The sequence below is a fragment of the Luteimonas sp. Soil_C_16 genome (assembly GCF_057657295.1).
The window spans coordinates 446,910-461,103 of sequence record NZ_JBDGIS010000002.1 but is presented as its reverse complement, the minus strand read 5'-3'; the positions used below and the strand labels follow the sequence as shown (position 1 = coordinate 461,103).

General features: G+C 68.6%; 14 protein-coding genes. 3 read left to right on the top strand and 11 right to left on the bottom strand.

Annotated elements, in window-relative coordinates; all coding sequences use genetic code 11:
- Window positions 1-10 precede the first annotated feature (10 nt).
- Window positions 11-676 carry a response regulator transcription factor gene (locus tag AC3A5T_RS05900; protein WP_332078066.1) on the top strand — a complete coding sequence of 222 codons (666 nt, stop codon included), beginning with the start codon at window positions 11-13 and terminating at the stop codon, window positions 674-676.
- A 162-nt stretch (window positions 677-838) separates the two neighbouring features.
- On the opposite strand, the gene AC3A5T_RS05895 is transcribed toward AC3A5T_RS05900, so the two are convergent.
- Together AC3A5T_RS05895 and AC3A5T_RS05890 are read right to left on the bottom strand one after the other, a co-directional pair.
- The gene (locus tag AC3A5T_RS05895; protein WP_487627769.1) at window positions 839-2,140 is read right to left on the bottom strand and encodes an amidohydrolase family protein; all 1,302 of its coding nucleotides are present in this window, start codon (window positions 2,138-2,140) and stop codon (window positions 839-841) included.
- Window positions 2,137-3,522, bottom strand: a complete 1,386-nt coding sequence (locus AC3A5T_RS05890; protein WP_487627768.1) for an amidohydrolase — start codon at window positions 3,520-3,522, stop codon at window positions 2,137-2,139. The genes AC3A5T_RS05895 and AC3A5T_RS05890 overlap by 4 nt, the downstream gene beginning before the upstream one ends.
- A 176-nt stretch (window positions 3,523-3,698) precedes the next feature.
- On the opposite strand from AC3A5T_RS05890, the gene AC3A5T_RS05885 reads away from it, so the two are divergent.
- The gene (locus AC3A5T_RS05885; protein ID WP_332078069.1) at window positions 3,699-4,475 is read left to right on the top strand and encodes an AMP nucleosidase; all 777 of its coding nucleotides are present in this window, start codon (window positions 3,699-3,701) and stop codon (window positions 4,473-4,475) included.
- A gap of 234 nt (window positions 4,476-4,709) precedes the next feature.
- On the opposite strand, the gene AC3A5T_RS05880 is transcribed toward AC3A5T_RS05885, so the two are convergent.
- On the bottom strand, window positions 4,710-5,129 hold the full coding sequence (locus tag AC3A5T_RS05880; protein WP_487627767.1) for a hypothetical protein: 420 nt from the start codon (window positions 5,127-5,129) through the stop codon (window positions 4,710-4,712).
- A gap of 106 nt (window positions 5,130-5,235) precedes the next feature.
- Between AC3A5T_RS05880 and AC3A5T_RS05875 the strand changes: the two genes are divergently transcribed.
- A complete protein-coding gene (locus AC3A5T_RS05875; RefSeq protein WP_487627766.1) occupies window positions 5,236-5,778 on the top strand; it encodes a DUF924 family protein in 543 nt (180 codons plus the stop codon).
- Between the two features lie 13 nt (window positions 5,779-5,791).
- On the opposite strand, the gene cls is transcribed toward AC3A5T_RS05875, so the two are convergent.
- The 8 genes from cls to AC3A5T_RS05835 all read right to left on the bottom strand — a co-directional run bounded on the left by cls (window position 5,792) and on the right by AC3A5T_RS05835 (window position 14,089).
- Window positions 5,792-7,216, bottom strand: a complete 1,425-nt coding sequence (gene cls, locus AC3A5T_RS05870; protein WP_487627765.1) for a cardiolipin synthase — start codon at window positions 7,214-7,216, stop codon at window positions 5,792-5,794.
- Between the two features lie 380 nt (window positions 7,217-7,596).
- The gene (gene rpmG / locus AC3A5T_RS05865; RefSeq protein WP_096296520.1) at window positions 7,597-7,761 is read right to left on the bottom strand and encodes a 50S ribosomal protein L33; all 165 of its coding nucleotides are present in this window, start codon (window positions 7,759-7,761) and stop codon (window positions 7,597-7,599) included.
- An 11-nt stretch (window positions 7,762-7,772) separates the two neighbouring features.
- The gene (gene rpmB / locus AC3A5T_RS05860; protein WP_096209782.1) at window positions 7,773-8,009 is read right to left on the bottom strand and encodes a 50S ribosomal protein L28; all 237 of its coding nucleotides are present in this window, start codon (window positions 8,007-8,009) and stop codon (window positions 7,773-7,775) included.
- 316 nt (window positions 8,010-8,325) lie between these two features.
- Window positions 8,326-8,937 carry a DUF2894 domain-containing protein gene (locus AC3A5T_RS05855; RefSeq protein ID WP_487627764.1) on the bottom strand — a complete coding sequence of 204 codons (612 nt, stop codon included), beginning with the start codon at window positions 8,935-8,937 and terminating at the stop codon, window positions 8,326-8,328.
- Complete coding sequence (locus AC3A5T_RS05850; protein WP_487627763.1) at window positions 8,927-9,571, bottom strand: OmpA family protein; 645 nt, start codon at window positions 9,569-9,571, stop codon at window positions 8,927-8,929. The genes AC3A5T_RS05855 and AC3A5T_RS05850 overlap by 11 nt, the downstream gene beginning before the upstream one ends.
- Window positions 9,568-11,919 carry a DUF802 domain-containing protein gene (locus AC3A5T_RS05845; protein ID WP_487627762.1) on the bottom strand — a complete coding sequence of 784 codons (2,352 nt, stop codon included), beginning with the start codon at window positions 11,917-11,919 and terminating at the stop codon, window positions 9,568-9,570. Before AC3A5T_RS05845 ends, AC3A5T_RS05850 begins: the two co-directional genes overlap by 4 nt.
- A 10-nt stretch (window positions 11,920-11,929) precedes the next feature.
- Window positions 11,930-12,640 (bottom strand): DUF3348 domain-containing protein, encoded by a 711-nt coding sequence (locus AC3A5T_RS05840; protein WP_487627761.1) that lies wholly within the window; start codon window positions 12,638-12,640, stop codon window positions 11,930-11,932.
- A 123-nt stretch (window positions 12,641-12,763) separates the two neighbouring features.
- Window positions 12,764-14,089, bottom strand: a complete 1,326-nt coding sequence (locus AC3A5T_RS05835) for an acetamidase/formamidase family protein (RefSeq protein ID WP_487627760.1) — start codon at window positions 14,087-14,089, stop codon at window positions 12,764-12,766.
- Window positions 14,090-14,194: the final 105 nt, after the last annotated feature.

Here is a 14,194-nt window from a genome sequence, read left to right as displayed (position 1 = left end):
AGCTCACTCAATGACCACCCTGCTGATTGCCGACGATCACCCGCTGTTCCGCGAGGCACTGCGCGGCGCGATCTCCCGCGCCGTGCCGAACGCGCGCCTGCGTGAAGCGCACAACGTCGATGCGCTGTACGCCATGGTCGAATCCGAACCGGATGCCGACCTGCTGATGCTCGATCTCAACATGCCTGGCGTGCACGGTTTCAGCGCGCTGGTGCATCTGCGCGCGCAGTTCCCGCAACTGCCGGTGCTGATGGTGTCCGCGCGCGAGGAGCCGGCGGTGATGCGCCGTGCACTCGATCACGGCGCATCGGGCTTCGTGCCCAAATCCGCCGATGCCGAAACGCTGGCCCGCGCCGTCGCACAGGTCCTCGACGGCGACCGTTTCGTGCCGGAAGCCGCCGCGTCCGCCGCTGGCGTGTCCCCGGGCGAACACGACGTCGCCGCGCGCCTGCGCGATCTCACCCCGCAACAGTTCCGTGTGTTGCAGATGCTCGGCGACGGCATGCTCAACAAGCAGATCGCCTACGAGCTCGGCGTGTCCGAAGCGACGGTGAAAGCGCACATGACCGCCGTGCTGCGCAAGCTCGGCGCGTCCAACCGCACGCAGGCGGTGCTGATCGCCGGCAAGCTCGCGGTCGATCCGGATCTGGACGGAATTCCGGCGGACGCGCGGTGAATGCTCCTTCCCCCGCGCTGCGGGGGAAGGCCGGGATGGGGGCAAACGATCTGCTCGCGTGTTACGAGGGTCTTCAAAGGTCAGCTTGAACTCAAGCTCGGCGAGGTCCGAAGGTTCGCCCCCACCCAACCCTCCCCCGCGAGCAGGGGAGGGCTCCAGACATCACCGCTTCCGATACGCCCGCGGCAACCCACCCTCGTTCGCCGGCGTCGCCGGACGCAGGTAACGATCCCGCAGTTCCGTCTGACGCGAGCGCATTTCGATCGCGCGGCCGTCGAACCACACCTGGTCGGCGGTGCTGGTGACATCGAGCGGATCGCCCGACCACAGCACGAGATCCGCGGTCCGACCGACCGCGATCGTGCCGATGGAGTCGCCGACACCGAACGTCTCCGCCGGCACCCGCGTCAGGCCTGCGAGGCCTGCATCCCACGGCAGACCGTGCGCGACGGCGTTGCCGGCAAGCTGACGCAGCTTGCGCGCGTTGTGCGAGGCGTCGCTGGCCTGGGCGAAGCCGACGCGCACGCCGGCGGCCTGCAGGCGCGCGGCGTTCTCGAGCGTCGCGCCGATCTGGTCGAAGTCCGACGGCAGGTTCACCAGCGGATCGACGAACACCGGCACGTTCGCCGCGGCGAGGTCCGATGCGACGCGCCAGCCTTCGGCGCCGCCGCGAATGGCGATGCGCAGGTTGTGGCGCTTCGACCAGCGCAGCAGCTGGCGGATGTCGGCCGCGCGATTGACGCCGACGACGATCGTGCCGCGTCCATCGAGATAGGGCGCCAGTGCGCGCTTGCCGGCCGGCGTCAGCGCGGCGACGTGCGAGTCGGCCGGCAGGCGGCCACGCGCTTCGTCGATCAGCTGGTCGAGCAGCATCCATTGCGCCGCGCGCGAGGATCCGCTCTGCTCCGCGCCGTCGGCGCCGAGCGAGAGATGCAGCACCTTCGGGCCGGCGGGATCGACGCTGCCGTCGAGACGCATCACCGCGCCTTGGCCGCCGATGATCGAACTCGCACTGCCGGCCGAGATCAGGGTGAAGCCGATGCCTTCGACGCGCGCGACCGGAATCACGATCGAGTCGGGATTGAACGCCAGCGTGACGTCGAACTCGGGCCGCACGGCCATGTCGCTGGTCTCGCCGAGCGACAGGCGATCATCGCGCGTGCCGCGCTCGCCGGACACTTCCTCGATACCGATGCCGGTCACGCCGCCGAACAGCGTCGGCGTCAGCGGACGGCCGTTGGCTTCGACGACCTGCGCGTCACCCGCAGCCAGGCCTGCGCCGACCGCGGCCACGCGGCCATTGCGCACCAGCACGTCGGTGTTCTGCAACGAACCCTGCGGACCGGCGGTGTGCACGGTCGCGCCTCGGATCAGCACCGACTGCGCGGCGACCGGCAGGGTGGCGGCGAGCAGCGCGCCGCTGACGATCAGGCGCGCCATGGCGCGCGGCAGACGGCGGCTCATCGGGCACCTCCATTGGCGGCGGCGCCCTGGCCGAGCATGAAATCCGACACCGGCTGACGCGCCGGATCGAAGCGGTCGTAGACGTGCGCGCCGTCGATCCACACCTGTTCGGCCAGCGCGTAGACGGTGAACGGGTTGCCGTTCCACAGCACCGCGTCGCCCATCTTGCCCGCGGTCAGCGTGCCGGTCTGGTCGAGCACGCCCAGCGATTTCGCGGCGTTCTCGGTGAGCCAGCGGATCGCGTGTTCGGGCGTGATCTCGATGCCGGCGCGGTGTGCGCTGGCGATAACCTTGGCCGCTTCCTGGTTGAGGCGCTGGATGCCCTCGTCGGAATCGGAATGCACGATCGCGCAGCCACCGGGCGCGCGGTCGACGATCGCGATGTTCTCCTGGATGCCGTCGAAGGCTTCCATCTTGAAGCCCCACCAGTCGGCCCACAGCGCGCCGCAGACGCCCTCGGCGCCGAGACGGTCGGCGATCTTGTAGGCCTCCACGCCGTGATGGAACGCGGCGACCTTGAAGTCGAATTCCTTCGCGAGATCGAGCATCTGCGCCATTTCGTCGGCGCGGTAGCAATGGATGTGCACGAGGATGTCGCCATCCATCGCACCGGCCATCGTCTCGACCTTGAGGTCGCGCTTGCCCGGCGAATCGCCGGCCTGCTTGCGGCGGTACTCGGCCGCGTCGATCAGCGCCGCGCGATAGCCGGCGACGTTGCCCATGCGCGTCGCCGGGCCGCCCTTCTGGCCGTAGACGCGCTTGGGGTTCTCGCCGCAGGCCATCTTCAGTCCGTAGGGCGCGCCGGGAAACTTCATGTCGGTGACCATCGTCGCCGCGACGTTCTTCAGCGTCACGCCGCGGCCGCCGATGAGGTTCGCCGACCCGGGCAGGATCTGCAGCGATGTCACGCCGCCGGCGAGCGCCGCGCCAAAGCCGGGGTCCTGCGGCCACACCGAATGTTCGGCCCAGACCTGCGCGGTGTTGGGCGCGGTCATCTCGTTGCCGTCGCTGTGCGCGCTGGCGCCCGGGCTCGGGTACACGCCCAGATGCGAGTGCACGTCGATGATGCCCGGCGTGACCCACTTGCCGGTGCCGTCGACGCGCTGCGCGTTCGCCGGTGCGTCGAGGCCGACACCGACCGCGGCGACACGCCCGTCCTGCAGCAGCACGTCCGCGCCTTCCAGGCGCTGGCCGTCGCCGACCAGCACGGTGGCGTTGGTGATCAGCACCGGCGCCGATGCGATCGGCGCATAGGTGCTGGCATAGGCGGTCGCACCGACATGCGAGGTATCGGACGACGCGGCAGGTTTGCCGGACGTGGACGTGGTGGCGCAGCCACCGAAAAGCGCGACCGCGAGCGCGGCAGACAACAGGCGGGACATCGGTAACTCCCCGAAAGCGTGTGGACGGATGGATTTCCCCGGCACGCCGGCGAGGCGGCGTGCGACAGCGTCCGAGTGTACCCGCGGCCGTGCGGCGCGCGCTGGGACCGGCGGCGTGTTCCGCGAAGCGCCGCGGGCCACATGCGAGAATGGCCGCGTACACGGAGAAGAAGACGATGAAAGAAAAAGAACAGATCGTCGAGAACTGGCTGCCGCGCTACACCGGCGTGCCGCTGGACCAGTTCGGCGAACACATCCTGCTGACCAATTTCAGCGGTTACCTGCATCACTTCGCCCGGCTCACCGGCGCCCAGGTGGTCGGTCTCGACCGGCCGATGCCCAGCGCCACGGCGGACGGCATCACGATGATCAACTTCGGCATGGGCAGCCCCAATGCCGCGACGATGATGGATCTGCTGTCGGCGATCATGCCCAAGGCGGTGCTGTTCCTCGGCAAGTGCGGCGGTCTGAAGCGCAAGAACCAGCTCGGTGATCTGGTGCTGCCGATCGCGGCAATCCGCGGCGAAGGCACCAGCAGCGATTACCTGCTGCCCGAAGTGCCGGCGTTGCCCGCGTTCGCCCTGCAGCGTGCGGTCTCGACGATGATCCGCGATCTCGGCCACGACTACTGGACCGGCACCGTCTACACGACCAATCGCCGCGTCTGGGAACACGACGCCGCGTTCAAGGAACGCCTGCGCGCGATGCGCTGCATGGCGATCGACATGGAGACGGCGACGGTGTTCGCGGCCGGCTTCGCGAACCGCATCCCATCGGGCGCGCTGCTGCTGGTCAGCGACCAGCCGATGATTCCCGAAGGCGTCAAGACCGAAGCATCGGACGCACTGGTGAGCGCGGACTTCGTCGAGCGGCATATCAACATCGGCATCGAAGCACTGAAGCTGATCCGCCGGCATGGCAAGTCGGTGCGGCATCTGCGGTTCGACGAGTAGCGCCGGGCAGCGTCTCCAGAGGGTGAGATCGTTCGGGCTTTGGGCACCTCTCCCTCCGGGAGAACTCGAAACGGCGCAGCCGTTTCGGGTGAGGGCAGGTAGTGAGGGACATCGAAAAGTGCCCTCACCCCCATCCTCTCCCGGAGGGAGAGGGGCTCGACACAATGATCGAACGCGCGCCCACAAAAAAGCCCGGCATCCGCCGGGCTTTTTCGTACCACCACCGCGACTCACTCAGTTCGCCGCGGGGCGCTTCACCGCATAGATCAGACCATCGGCGTGCGCCTTGATCAGATCGGCCTTGGCGATCTGGATCTGCTCGCTCTCGTCGAATTCGATCGTCGAAAGATCGCCCTTGATGTCGCTGCGTGACACCGACTTCTCGGCCGAGGCCGCGTTCTCGGTGATCACCACCACGCCAGCGGCATCGGCGGAGACGACCTTCATCAGGCCGTAGGCCGGATCGATCGGCTTCTCGGCGTCGTCGGTGAACTCGTAGTCGGAAAACTCGCTGAGCTGCGCAGCGTAGAGGTCGCCGACGGCCGGCGCTTCGAGCAGCGCCTTGTCGGCGTCTCCACGCTGGCAGGCGGCCAGCAGCATCACACCGGACAGGACGAGCAGGGCAGGCAGCAGGCGGATCGGGCGACGCGTCATGGAGCACTCCGATGGATGGGATGGATGATCGCGCCGAGTATAGGGTGCCGTGGCGGCGAAACGACACGTGGTGCGCGGTCTGGACGGCCGCGCTAGTCTGCGCGCCATGGATACGATCACACCCGATGACGTCGTCGCCTTCTGGCGACAGGCCGGCATGCAGAAATGGTTCCAGGGTGGCGATGCCTTCGACCGCGAATGCGACGAGCGCTTCCGCGATGCGCACTTCGCCGCGGGCCGTCGCGAGCTGGAAGACTGGCTCGAGACCGCCGAGGGCGGACTCGCGCTGTTGATCCTGCTCGACCAGATTCCGCGCAACATCTTCCGCGACAGCGGACACGCCTTCGCGACCGACAGCCTCGCGCGCCACTATGCGCAGCGCATGATCGACGCCGGCCACGACCGCAGCTTCGATGCCGACCTGCGCGGTTTCGTCTATCTGCCGTTCGAGCATTCCGAAGACCTGGCCGATCAGCGACGTTCGGTCGCGCTGTTCGCCGACGTCGACAACGCCGAGTACCGCAAGTACGCGCAGGCGCATCTCGACGTCATCGAACGCTTCGGGCGGTTTCCGCATCGCAACCGCGCGCTCGGTCGTGTCAATACGCCGGACGAGCAGACCTGGCTCGACGAAGGCGGCGGCTTCTAGCGCGCCGCTACAGTCAGAGGAACGAATCCGCCAGGCGCGCGATGCCTTCGACGCTGCGCCGCCAGGTCGACCTGCGCGCCCACGCGTCTGCTTCCAGCACGTCCGACTCGCGCAGATAGTCCTGCTCGATCTCGCGCAGTCTCGCCACGACGCCGGCGTCGAAGCACAGCAGCCCGGCCTCGGCATTGAGCATGAAACTGCGGATGTCGAGATTGCTCGATCCGACGAGCGCGATGTCGTCGTCGATGCTCAGATGCTTGGCATGCAGGAAGTGCGGCCGGTACAGCGCGATGCGCACGCCGGCGGCGAGCAGTTCGTCGTAGAACCCGGCCTGCGCCCACGCGGTCAGGCGCTGGTTATTGGTCGCCGACAGGATCAGCTGCACCGACACGCCCGACAACGCGGCGACACGCAGGGCGCCGAGCGTCGCCTCGTCGGGCACGAAGTAGGGCGTGACCAGCACCGCACGCCGGCGCGCACGCTGCACGAGCGCGACGAACACATCGCGCGCGTTCTCGAACGGATACGCCGGACCGCTCGGCAACAACTGCGCGGGCACCTGGCCACTGGGCGCGATCGGCGGCGCGTCGACTTCCAGCACTTCGCCGGTCTCGATGTACCAGTCGCTGGCGAACAGCGCCTGCAGTTGCGCGACCACCGGCCCGCGCACGCGCGCGACGACCTCGCGGTTGGGATGGCCGGGCACGAAGTCCGGGTCGGCGAGGTTCTGCGAGCCCGTCAGCGCGAGACGGCCGTCGATGACCGCGATCTTGCGATGGTTGCGCAGGTCCATCCGCGCGCTGCGACGCCATGCCAGGCCACCGGCCAGTGTGGCCTGCACGCTGACGCCGGCATCGCGCAGCGGGCGCCGGAACGCGCGCAGTCCGGGCTTGGCGCCGACCGCGTCGAGCAGCAGTCGACAGCGCACGCCGCGACGTGCCGCACGTTCGAGTGCCGCGGCGACCGCGCGGCCGGCGGTGTCGTCGCGCATCAGGTAATAGAGCAGGTGCACCTCGCGCGTCGCCGCGTCGATGTCGTCGATCAGGCGCTGCAGGGCGCCTGCGTAATCGTCGAGCAGTTCGACCGCGTTGCCATTGGTCGGCATGAAATCGCCCAGCCGTTCCACCAGCCGCGCGGCATCGGCGGGCGCGGAGAACGCATCGGGCGGGCACCAGCGCAATGCGGTCAACGGGGTCTGCCGCTGACGGATCAGCCGCGACGCCCGCGCCTGCCGCTCGCGCCGCAGCTTGGACAGCCACGGATGGCCGAGCAGCAGATAGGCGGGGAGTCCGAGCAAGGGCACGAAGCCGATCAGCAGGAGCCAGCTGCGCGCGGCCGACGGACGTGTGCGTGCGGGGATCCACAGCAGGGCCGCGATCCGGATCAGCCAGTCGGCCACGAGGATCCACAGGCCGATGTGCAGGTCGTGATTCGACATGCGTTCGAGTGTGGCATGCGGGTGTGGCGGGGATGGGTGAACCGGTTTCTCCGGGCCTGCAGTTCTCGAATCGCGCTGGCGCCGTGAGCCCCTCTCCCTCCGGGAAAGGGGTTGGGGTGAGGGGCGTGCGCTGCGCGGGCCTTGGAGCCCTTCACCAGATTCTCGAATCCCAGACACACAAAACCCGCCTTGCGGCGGGCTCTGTAGGGAGGCGCTGGATCCCCGCCTTCGCGGGGATGACCTACCGGCAGCCACGCGCGTTGCGCGCGGGCCGCACAAACACAAAACCCGCCTCGCGGCGGGTTCTGCTTGAAGACACTGGATCCCGGCCTGCGCCGGGATGACGCAACGTCAGCCGCGCTGAAGCGCGGGTCGTTGCGTCACTTGATCTTGCCTTCCTTGTAGATCACGTGCTTCCGGACGACGGGGTCGTACTTCTTGAACTCCATCTTGCCGGGGGTGTTCTTCTTGTTCTTGTCCGTGGTGTAGAAATGCCCGGTGTTGGCCGAGGAAATCAGACGGATCTTGTCGCGCTTGCCTGCCATGTTCTAACTCCTCAGACCTTTTCGCCGCGGGCACGAAGCTCGGCGAGGACGACGTCGATGCCGTTCTTGTCGATGGTGCGCAGGGCCTTGGTGGATACACGCAGCTTGATCCAGCGGTTTTCGCTGGCAACCCAGAAACGACGCTCATGCAGGTTGGGCATGAAGCGGCGACGGGTCTTGTTCATGGCATGCGACACGTTGTTGCCATGCGTCGTACGCTTGCCAGTGACTTGGCAGACTCGGGACATTACGCACCTCGAAGTATTGGAATCGCCCTTAGCCAGGGAGATGGCGGCCCCGATGGCGTGGCCATCGCGCGGTACGGGAAGGAATTCTCGTTGCACCACTGCCGGGAATCGCGCTTCCGGAAGGCAGGTCAGGCCATGTCGCCATGGGCTGGACGCAACGAGCCGGCCATTCTGCTGAAATTCCCCTTGCTGCGCAAGGCCTTGGCCGAAGCAGGTGCCGCGTGCCCTGCGTGGGGGCGCCCTTGGGCGCGATGCGACGTTCCTGGTGATGCCCATCGCGCTCAAGGGCGCTCCCACAGGCACCGAGCGGGTCCGTTCAGCCGCGTTTGCGTGCCCGCGGCTTCGCCCGGGGCTTCGCGCCCGCCGCTGGCGCGGTCTCCTTGCCGGTCAGCACGCCGGCGTCCTGCAGGGTCTCCAGCCAGGACAGCGTGTCCACATAGGCCAGGAACTGGCGCAGGTACTCCGGCGACAGGCCGCCCATCAGGGTCAGTGCGCGATGGGCGAGGGCGGCCGAGTTCAGTGGGCCGGCGCCGGTCGGCACCTCCGCCAGCGACTTGCGGACCTGGCTGCCGGTGCGCAGCGTCGACCACAGCGCGCGGAAGTCATCGACGGCAGGCAGCTCGGGATAGACCGCATTCGATGCTGCGCTCTCTGCGCGTGCCGTCATGCCGTCGACCAGTGTGCCCAGCGCACTTCGCGTCGGCGCCGAACCGTGCGCGTCGCGCGATCTGCGTTCGACATCGCGCGCATACGCATCGACCAGCGAGGTCAACTTCGTATCGAGCCCATCTTGCGCCGCACCGTCGAGCGTCGATGCGCGCCGATGCAAAGCCGCGATGCGATGGAAGCGCAACGGGTTCACGCGATCGGCGCCGGTCGCACGCCAGCCGTCGAGCACTGCGTCGATGTCGATGCGATCAGCGGCCATCGGGCTGGGCAGCGGCCTGCAGGCGCGGCACCGGCGCCATCTCCACGCGGCGGTTCTGCGCGCGGCCTTCTGCATCCGCGTTGGAGCCCACCGGCTGCTGCGCACCGAACGCGGCGGCGAACACCGATTCGGCCGGGACGCCTGCGGCGATCAAACCGCGGGTCACGTTCAAGGCGCGCTGCGCCGAGAGCTCCAGGTTGTCGGAGAACCGGTTGCCGTCACGCACCAGACGGTCGTCGGTGAAGCCGCTGACCATCAGGATCTCGTCCCGCGAGGCCAGATACTCGGTCAGCGGCCCGGCCAGGCTCTGCAACAGCTCGCGGCCTTCGGGCTGCAGCTGGTCGGACGCGTCGGCGAACAGCACGCTGCCGCGGATCCCGATGCGGCCGTCGACCAGGGTGATGCGGCCCGCGGCCAGCGGCGCGGCCAGCGCCTGTTCCAGCGTCTGGCGGCGCTGCGTCTCGGCCTCGCGCTGGGCGATCTCCGCATCCAGCTTGAGTTCCAGCTGCAGCTGCACGCCGATCACGCCGACCAGGATCAGCACGAACGCGCCCAGCAGCACCGACATGAGGTCGCCGAACGCGGCCCAGATCGGCGCGAACGATTCGTGATCGCCTTCCAGCTCGACGCTCATGCGGTGGCGGCGCGCGTTGCGCCGAGCTGCTGCAGGTCTTCGATGATCTGCTTCTGCGCCAGCACGCTGAGGTCCACCACCTCACGCGCCTGCGCCACGTAATACGCCAATTGCTCGTCGCTGCGCGCCAGCGATTTCTCCAGCGCGTCCTCGATGCCCTGCAGGCGCGTCGCGAGCTGCTGGTTCGATTCGCCGAACACGTCCACCGCGGCGCCGAAGGCCTCGCCGAGACTCGCGACCTCCGCCGCGCCGACGCTGAGCGTCGCCGCCACGCCGTCGAGCTTGCCGGTCTCGGCAGTGATGTGATCGGTGAAGCGGGTGCCCACGCGTTCGAGCAGATCGGCCGAGGTCGCCACTAGCGCATCGATCGCCGCGCGCTGTTCGGTCGACGCGTGGTTTACCGCGCTCAGCAAGGTGTCGAGCGTCGACAGCATCTGCGTGCGCTCTTCCAGCATCGCGGTGTCGCGCACCATGCTCTCCGATAGCGACTGGCGCAGTTCGGCGATGACTTCGGCGGCCGCGCGCGGCGCTTCCGATGCGGTGTCCACGAGGCGCGAGATCTCGGCGATGGTCTCGCTGGCATGCGCCTGCGTCTGCGCGCCGATGGTGTCGGCCGTGGTCGCCAGCGTGTCGCAGATCGCCTGCTGCTGGCGCGTGGTCTCGGCGCCGGCCCGCGCCCAGTCCTCGCGCAGCGCGGCGCCCATCGCGGTGAGGCTGTCGGTCCACGCGGCCAGGCGCTGCGCATCCTGCGCGGCGAGCGCGGTCTGCAGGCCGGCATGCGAACTGTCGAGCTGCTGCAGCAGCGCGGCCGAGTGCGTTTCGAACGTCGCCGCGGCTGCGGTGAGCGCCTGCTGGTGATGCGCGCTCATCGCGTCGTTCGTGGCGGCCTGCTTTTCGAGCGCGTCGTTCCACGCGGCGCTGACCGTGCCGGCGGTGGCGTCGAGGCGCGTGGCGACGCCGTCGACCAGTGCGGTGGCGCGCTGCTCGAAGGTGTCGCCGATGCCGTCGAGTGCGCTGCGCAGATCGGCCGTCAGCGCGGCATGCGACGCCTGCTGCGCGGCCAGCGCGTCCTGCCAGCGTGCGGCCACGCTTGCCGTCGACGCGTCGAAGCCGGTCGTCAGTGCCTGCAGCTGGCGGTCGACGGCGCCGGTCACCGTCTCGTGCAGCGCGGTGGTCTGCGCGCTCGTCGCGTCGAGGCGCGTGGTGACGTCGCCGAGCAGCGCATCCGCGCGCTGCCCGAACGTCGTGTTGAAGCCGTCGAGCGCGCCACGCAGATCGCGCGCCAAGGTTTCGTTCGACGCCTGCTGCCCGTCCACCGCCTGCTGCCAGCGCTGCGCCACGGTCGCGGTCGAGGCTTCGAAGCCGGCGGTCAGCGTCTGCAGCTGGCGCTCGACCGCGTCGGAGACCGTCGCCTGCAGCGCTGCGGTTTCGCGTGCGAGCGCGGCCATCGTCGTTTCGAACACCGGCTGCAACGCGGCCGTCGCCGCGCGCGCGCTGTCGGCGACACTGGTCTGCAGGGCGCGTTCGACAGAGGCGGCCAGCTGCGTGTAGACCGCTTCGGTGCGGCCGTGGAAGGCATCCTGGCTGGCGGCGTGACGCTCACCCGACGCGGCGTGCTGCTGCTCGATCGTCGCCATCATCGCGCCCAGCCGCTCGACCAGCGCCGGCATCACTTCGGTCTGCTGCTGCAGCAGACGCAGGGTTTCCTCGCGCTGATGCGCCTGCGAATGCGTGCGCAGCGTCGTCGCGGCGGCCACGTCCAGCAGCTGCACGACGTGCGCGCGTTCGCGACGCAGCAGCGCCGAGGCCAGACCCAGCATCGCCGAGGTCGCGATGCCCGCAATCGATGTGCCGAACGCGAAGCCCAGCCCCTTGACCGGCGCCGCCAGCGAATCGCGGATCGCCTGAAGATCGGTCGCCGTCTCCAGCGCCATGCCGGTGCCGCGCAGCATCACCATCATGCCGAGCAGCGTGCCCAGCATGCCCAGCAGCACCAGCATGCCGACCAGATACGGCGTGAGTGCCGGCACCGGCAGCGCGACGCGCTCGCCCTCGATGCGCAGGCGCACCGCGTTGCGCAGACCCGCATCCAGACCGCCCAGCCAGGCGCCCAGCGAGGCCGGCGGTGCGCTCAATTGCGCCACGCCATCGGACAGTGTCTGCGTGGCCTGCCGGTAGCGCAGCAGTTCCAGCCCGCCGGCGACGTAACAAGCGCCGATCAACAGCGTGACGGCGAGCGCCAGCGTGTTCGAACCGACGTAACCGATCGCGATCCAGCCGACCACGGCGAGGCCGAGGGCGAACACGAACGCGGGAAGGAGAGCGGTATTACGACTGCTTGAGGACATAAGGACTGCGTCAGTGGGTGCGAAGCGCTGCGAGCAGCCCCTCGACCGGTTGGAAACGGACATCCAGCTCGGCGATCAGCACGCCCTGCATGTCCCTGCGAAAACCATCGAGCCAGGCCGCGGACGGATCCGTGGCCGACGCACCCGCGGCGGCGCGCAGCCGCTCGAAGTGCGTTTCGAGCAGGGCCGGCACCGCGCCGAGCAACGCGTGCTCGCGCGGGCTCAGCGCGCCCTCCATCACCGCATCCACCTCGGCCAGCCGCGCCATTTCGGCCGAGCGCTGCGCCAACCGGTCGCGCAGATCGCCGCGCAATCGCCCGGTTGCGATCAGCATCGACCGCTGCAGCGCGAGATGCCGCTGGCGGAACGGCGCGAAGTCGATGGCGGCCGCGGGTGCGGCATCGGCGTCGTTCGAGGCCTCGGCTGCCTGCGGCTGGGGAATCGCCAGTTCCGGCGCCTCGGTGATCGACGCCAGCAATGTTGCGCGCGCCTTGGCACACGCCGCTGCATCATCCCGATCAACGACTTGCGCGTCTTGTTCAGCCTCGGACGCCTTCGCGTCCAGCACCTTCGACAGCACCACCGCCCGCGTCCAGTCGATCCACTGGCTCAAACGCTCGGCCGGCGCCGGGCCGCCTTGCGGCAGCGTGTCGTCGGTCAGGCGGGCCAGCAGCCGGATGAAGGTCGGGCCGCGGAAGGCGGGGCGGGGCGGGGAATCCAAGGAGGTGGCGCGCAAAAGACGGCGATTTTACAGTGTGCATGCATTCCGGCGGGCGACGCCCAAGCGCCGGGTCCGGAATGCGAGGGCGCCTGCTTCGGATACGGGAAGTCGCGGGCCCGGTCTTCAGCGGGACGGCGGTTTCAGATCGGTGCGCCGGTCGTCCCGTGTCAGCCCGCCCAGGCGTGCTTTGTCCAGACTCAAGGCGATGGCCGCGTTGCGGCCGGCCAGTGTCACGACGCGGAACTCGGCCACCGTGCCCAAGACAAGCGAGGCTTCGGACACATCGAGGCCGTAGTCCTGTTCCAGCCACTGGATCATGGCCGCGGTCGCGGCGCGCGCAGCCTCGTCCAGCGACGACGCCTGCCCGATCGTGCTGATGTGGGTGTCATCTTCGACCCGCGGCGCAGCCAGTGCGCGGTCCGCCAGCACTTCGACACTGAACTCGACATCCAGCGAGGTTTCGAGCGCCCACTGTGTCGTCTCGCCGTCACCCTGCAAGGCATGGCCATCGCCGAGATACAGCATGGCGCCCGGTTGATAGACGGGCAGATACACCGTGGCGCCTTCGGCGATCCGGTTGAAATCCATGTTGCCGCCCCATCGGCCGGTGTCGCCGGTCGAAGGCGCGCCGAATCCGAAATCGGGGGCCACGGCCAATCCGCCCAGCATGGGCTTCACCGGCACCACATAGTTGCGCAGACCCGCGGGCGGATTTTCCAGGCGCGCAGTGCCGGCCTCGCGGTCCAGACGCCAGCGTACCTGCTGCCCCAGTCCTGTGGTCTTCGGAGCGATGCCGATCGAGGTGGCCCGATGCGCGAGTCCATCCAGGCTGTCCGCGTAGTCGCGATTCAGCCGCAGCTTTCGGATGTGCACCGCCAGCACGTCGCCGGCCTTCGCACCGGATACGAAGAACGGGCCGGTTTGTGGATTTCCATACAGCGCAACGACGCTGCCATGGGCGTCCACGCCGCCCGAGTCGATGGTGTGGGTGGCCACCACATCGCCGGGCTGGATCACCATGACGGGCGGGCGCGCCGCATCGAAAGCATTGGAATAGCTCGTGGGCGCATACACCCGTCGTGCGGGCGCACCCGAAGGCATCGCCAGGCGAAGACCGGTGACCGCATGCCGTGCGCGCGGCCCTTTGTTGCTGGTGTCAGGATAGTCCGCCCAGCCCGTTAGACGGTCGCCCGAAATCTCGGCTTCGAATCGGTACGCAACATCGTGGGTGTCCATCGCGGCAACGCTCAGGTGCATGCCGTCCCTTGAACCGCTCACGTTCCAACCATCCAAGTCGCCCGACACGCGAGGGGCAGACGACTGGAGCGTGAGGACCCGATGTTCGGCGTTGCCCCACCGGTCGATGGAGAGCAGCCAGGTTTCGGTCTCCTGCGCTGCGGCAGGCAGCGTTGTGAGGATGAGAAGGACACTCCACAGACAGATCCGCATCGCTTCATCCCTTGCAGCGCTCTGCCGGAATGGCGCGCCTGGCACAGGCTAGGCGCGCTGCGCCAGCCACGGACAGTGGAATGAGTCACGGTGTCCGCGCTGTAA

Bases quoted from the DNA above. Each gene is read 5' to 3' on its own strand.
- AC3A5T_RS05875 (WP_487627766.1), top strand. From the start codon at position 5,236: ATGGATACGATCACACCCGATGACGTCGTCGCCTTCTGGCGACAGGCC.
- AC3A5T_RS05900 (WP_332078066.1), top strand. From the start codon at position 11: ATGACCACCCTGCTGATTGCCGACGATCACCCGCTGTTCCGCGAGGCA.
- rpmB (WP_096209782.1), bottom strand. From the start codon at position 8,009: ATGTCCCGAGTCTGCCAAGTCACTGGCAAGCGTACGACGCATGGCAAC.
- AC3A5T_RS05880 (WP_487627767.1), bottom strand. From the start codon at position 5,129: ATGACGCGTCGCCCGATCCGCCTGCTGCCTGCCCTGCTCGTCCTGTCC.
- AC3A5T_RS05885 (WP_332078069.1), top strand. From the start codon at position 3,699: ATGAAAGAAAAAGAACAGATCGTCGAGAACTGGCTGCCGCGCTACACC.
- AC3A5T_RS05895 (WP_487627769.1), bottom strand. From the start codon at position 2,140: ATGAGCCGCCGTCTGCCGCGCGCCATGGCGCGCCTGATCGTCAGCGGC.
- cls (WP_487627765.1), bottom strand. From the start codon at position 7,216: ATGTCGAATCACGACCTGCACATCGGCCTGTGGATCCTCGTGGCCGAC.
- AC3A5T_RS05835 (WP_487627760.1), bottom strand. From the start codon at position 14,089: ATGCGGATCTGTCTGTGGAGTGTCCTTCTCATCCTCACAACGCTGCCT.
- AC3A5T_RS05855 (WP_487627764.1), bottom strand. From the start codon at position 8,937: ATGGCCGCTGATCGCATCGACATCGACGCAGTGCTCGACGGCTGGCGT.
- AC3A5T_RS05890 (WP_487627768.1), bottom strand. From the start codon at position 3,522: ATGTCCCGCCTGTTGTCTGCCGCGCTCGCGGTCGCGCTTTTCGGTGGC.
- AC3A5T_RS05850 (WP_487627763.1), bottom strand. From the start codon at position 9,571: ATGAGCGTCGAGCTGGAAGGCGATCACGAATCGTTCGCGCCGATCTGG.
- rpmG (WP_096296520.1), bottom strand. From the start codon at position 7,761: ATGGCAGGCAAGCGCGACAAGATCCGTCTGATTTCCTCGGCCAACACC.
- AC3A5T_RS05845 (WP_487627762.1), bottom strand. From the start codon at position 11,919: ATGTCCTCAAGCAGTCGTAATACCGCTCTCCTTCCCGCGTTCGTGTTC.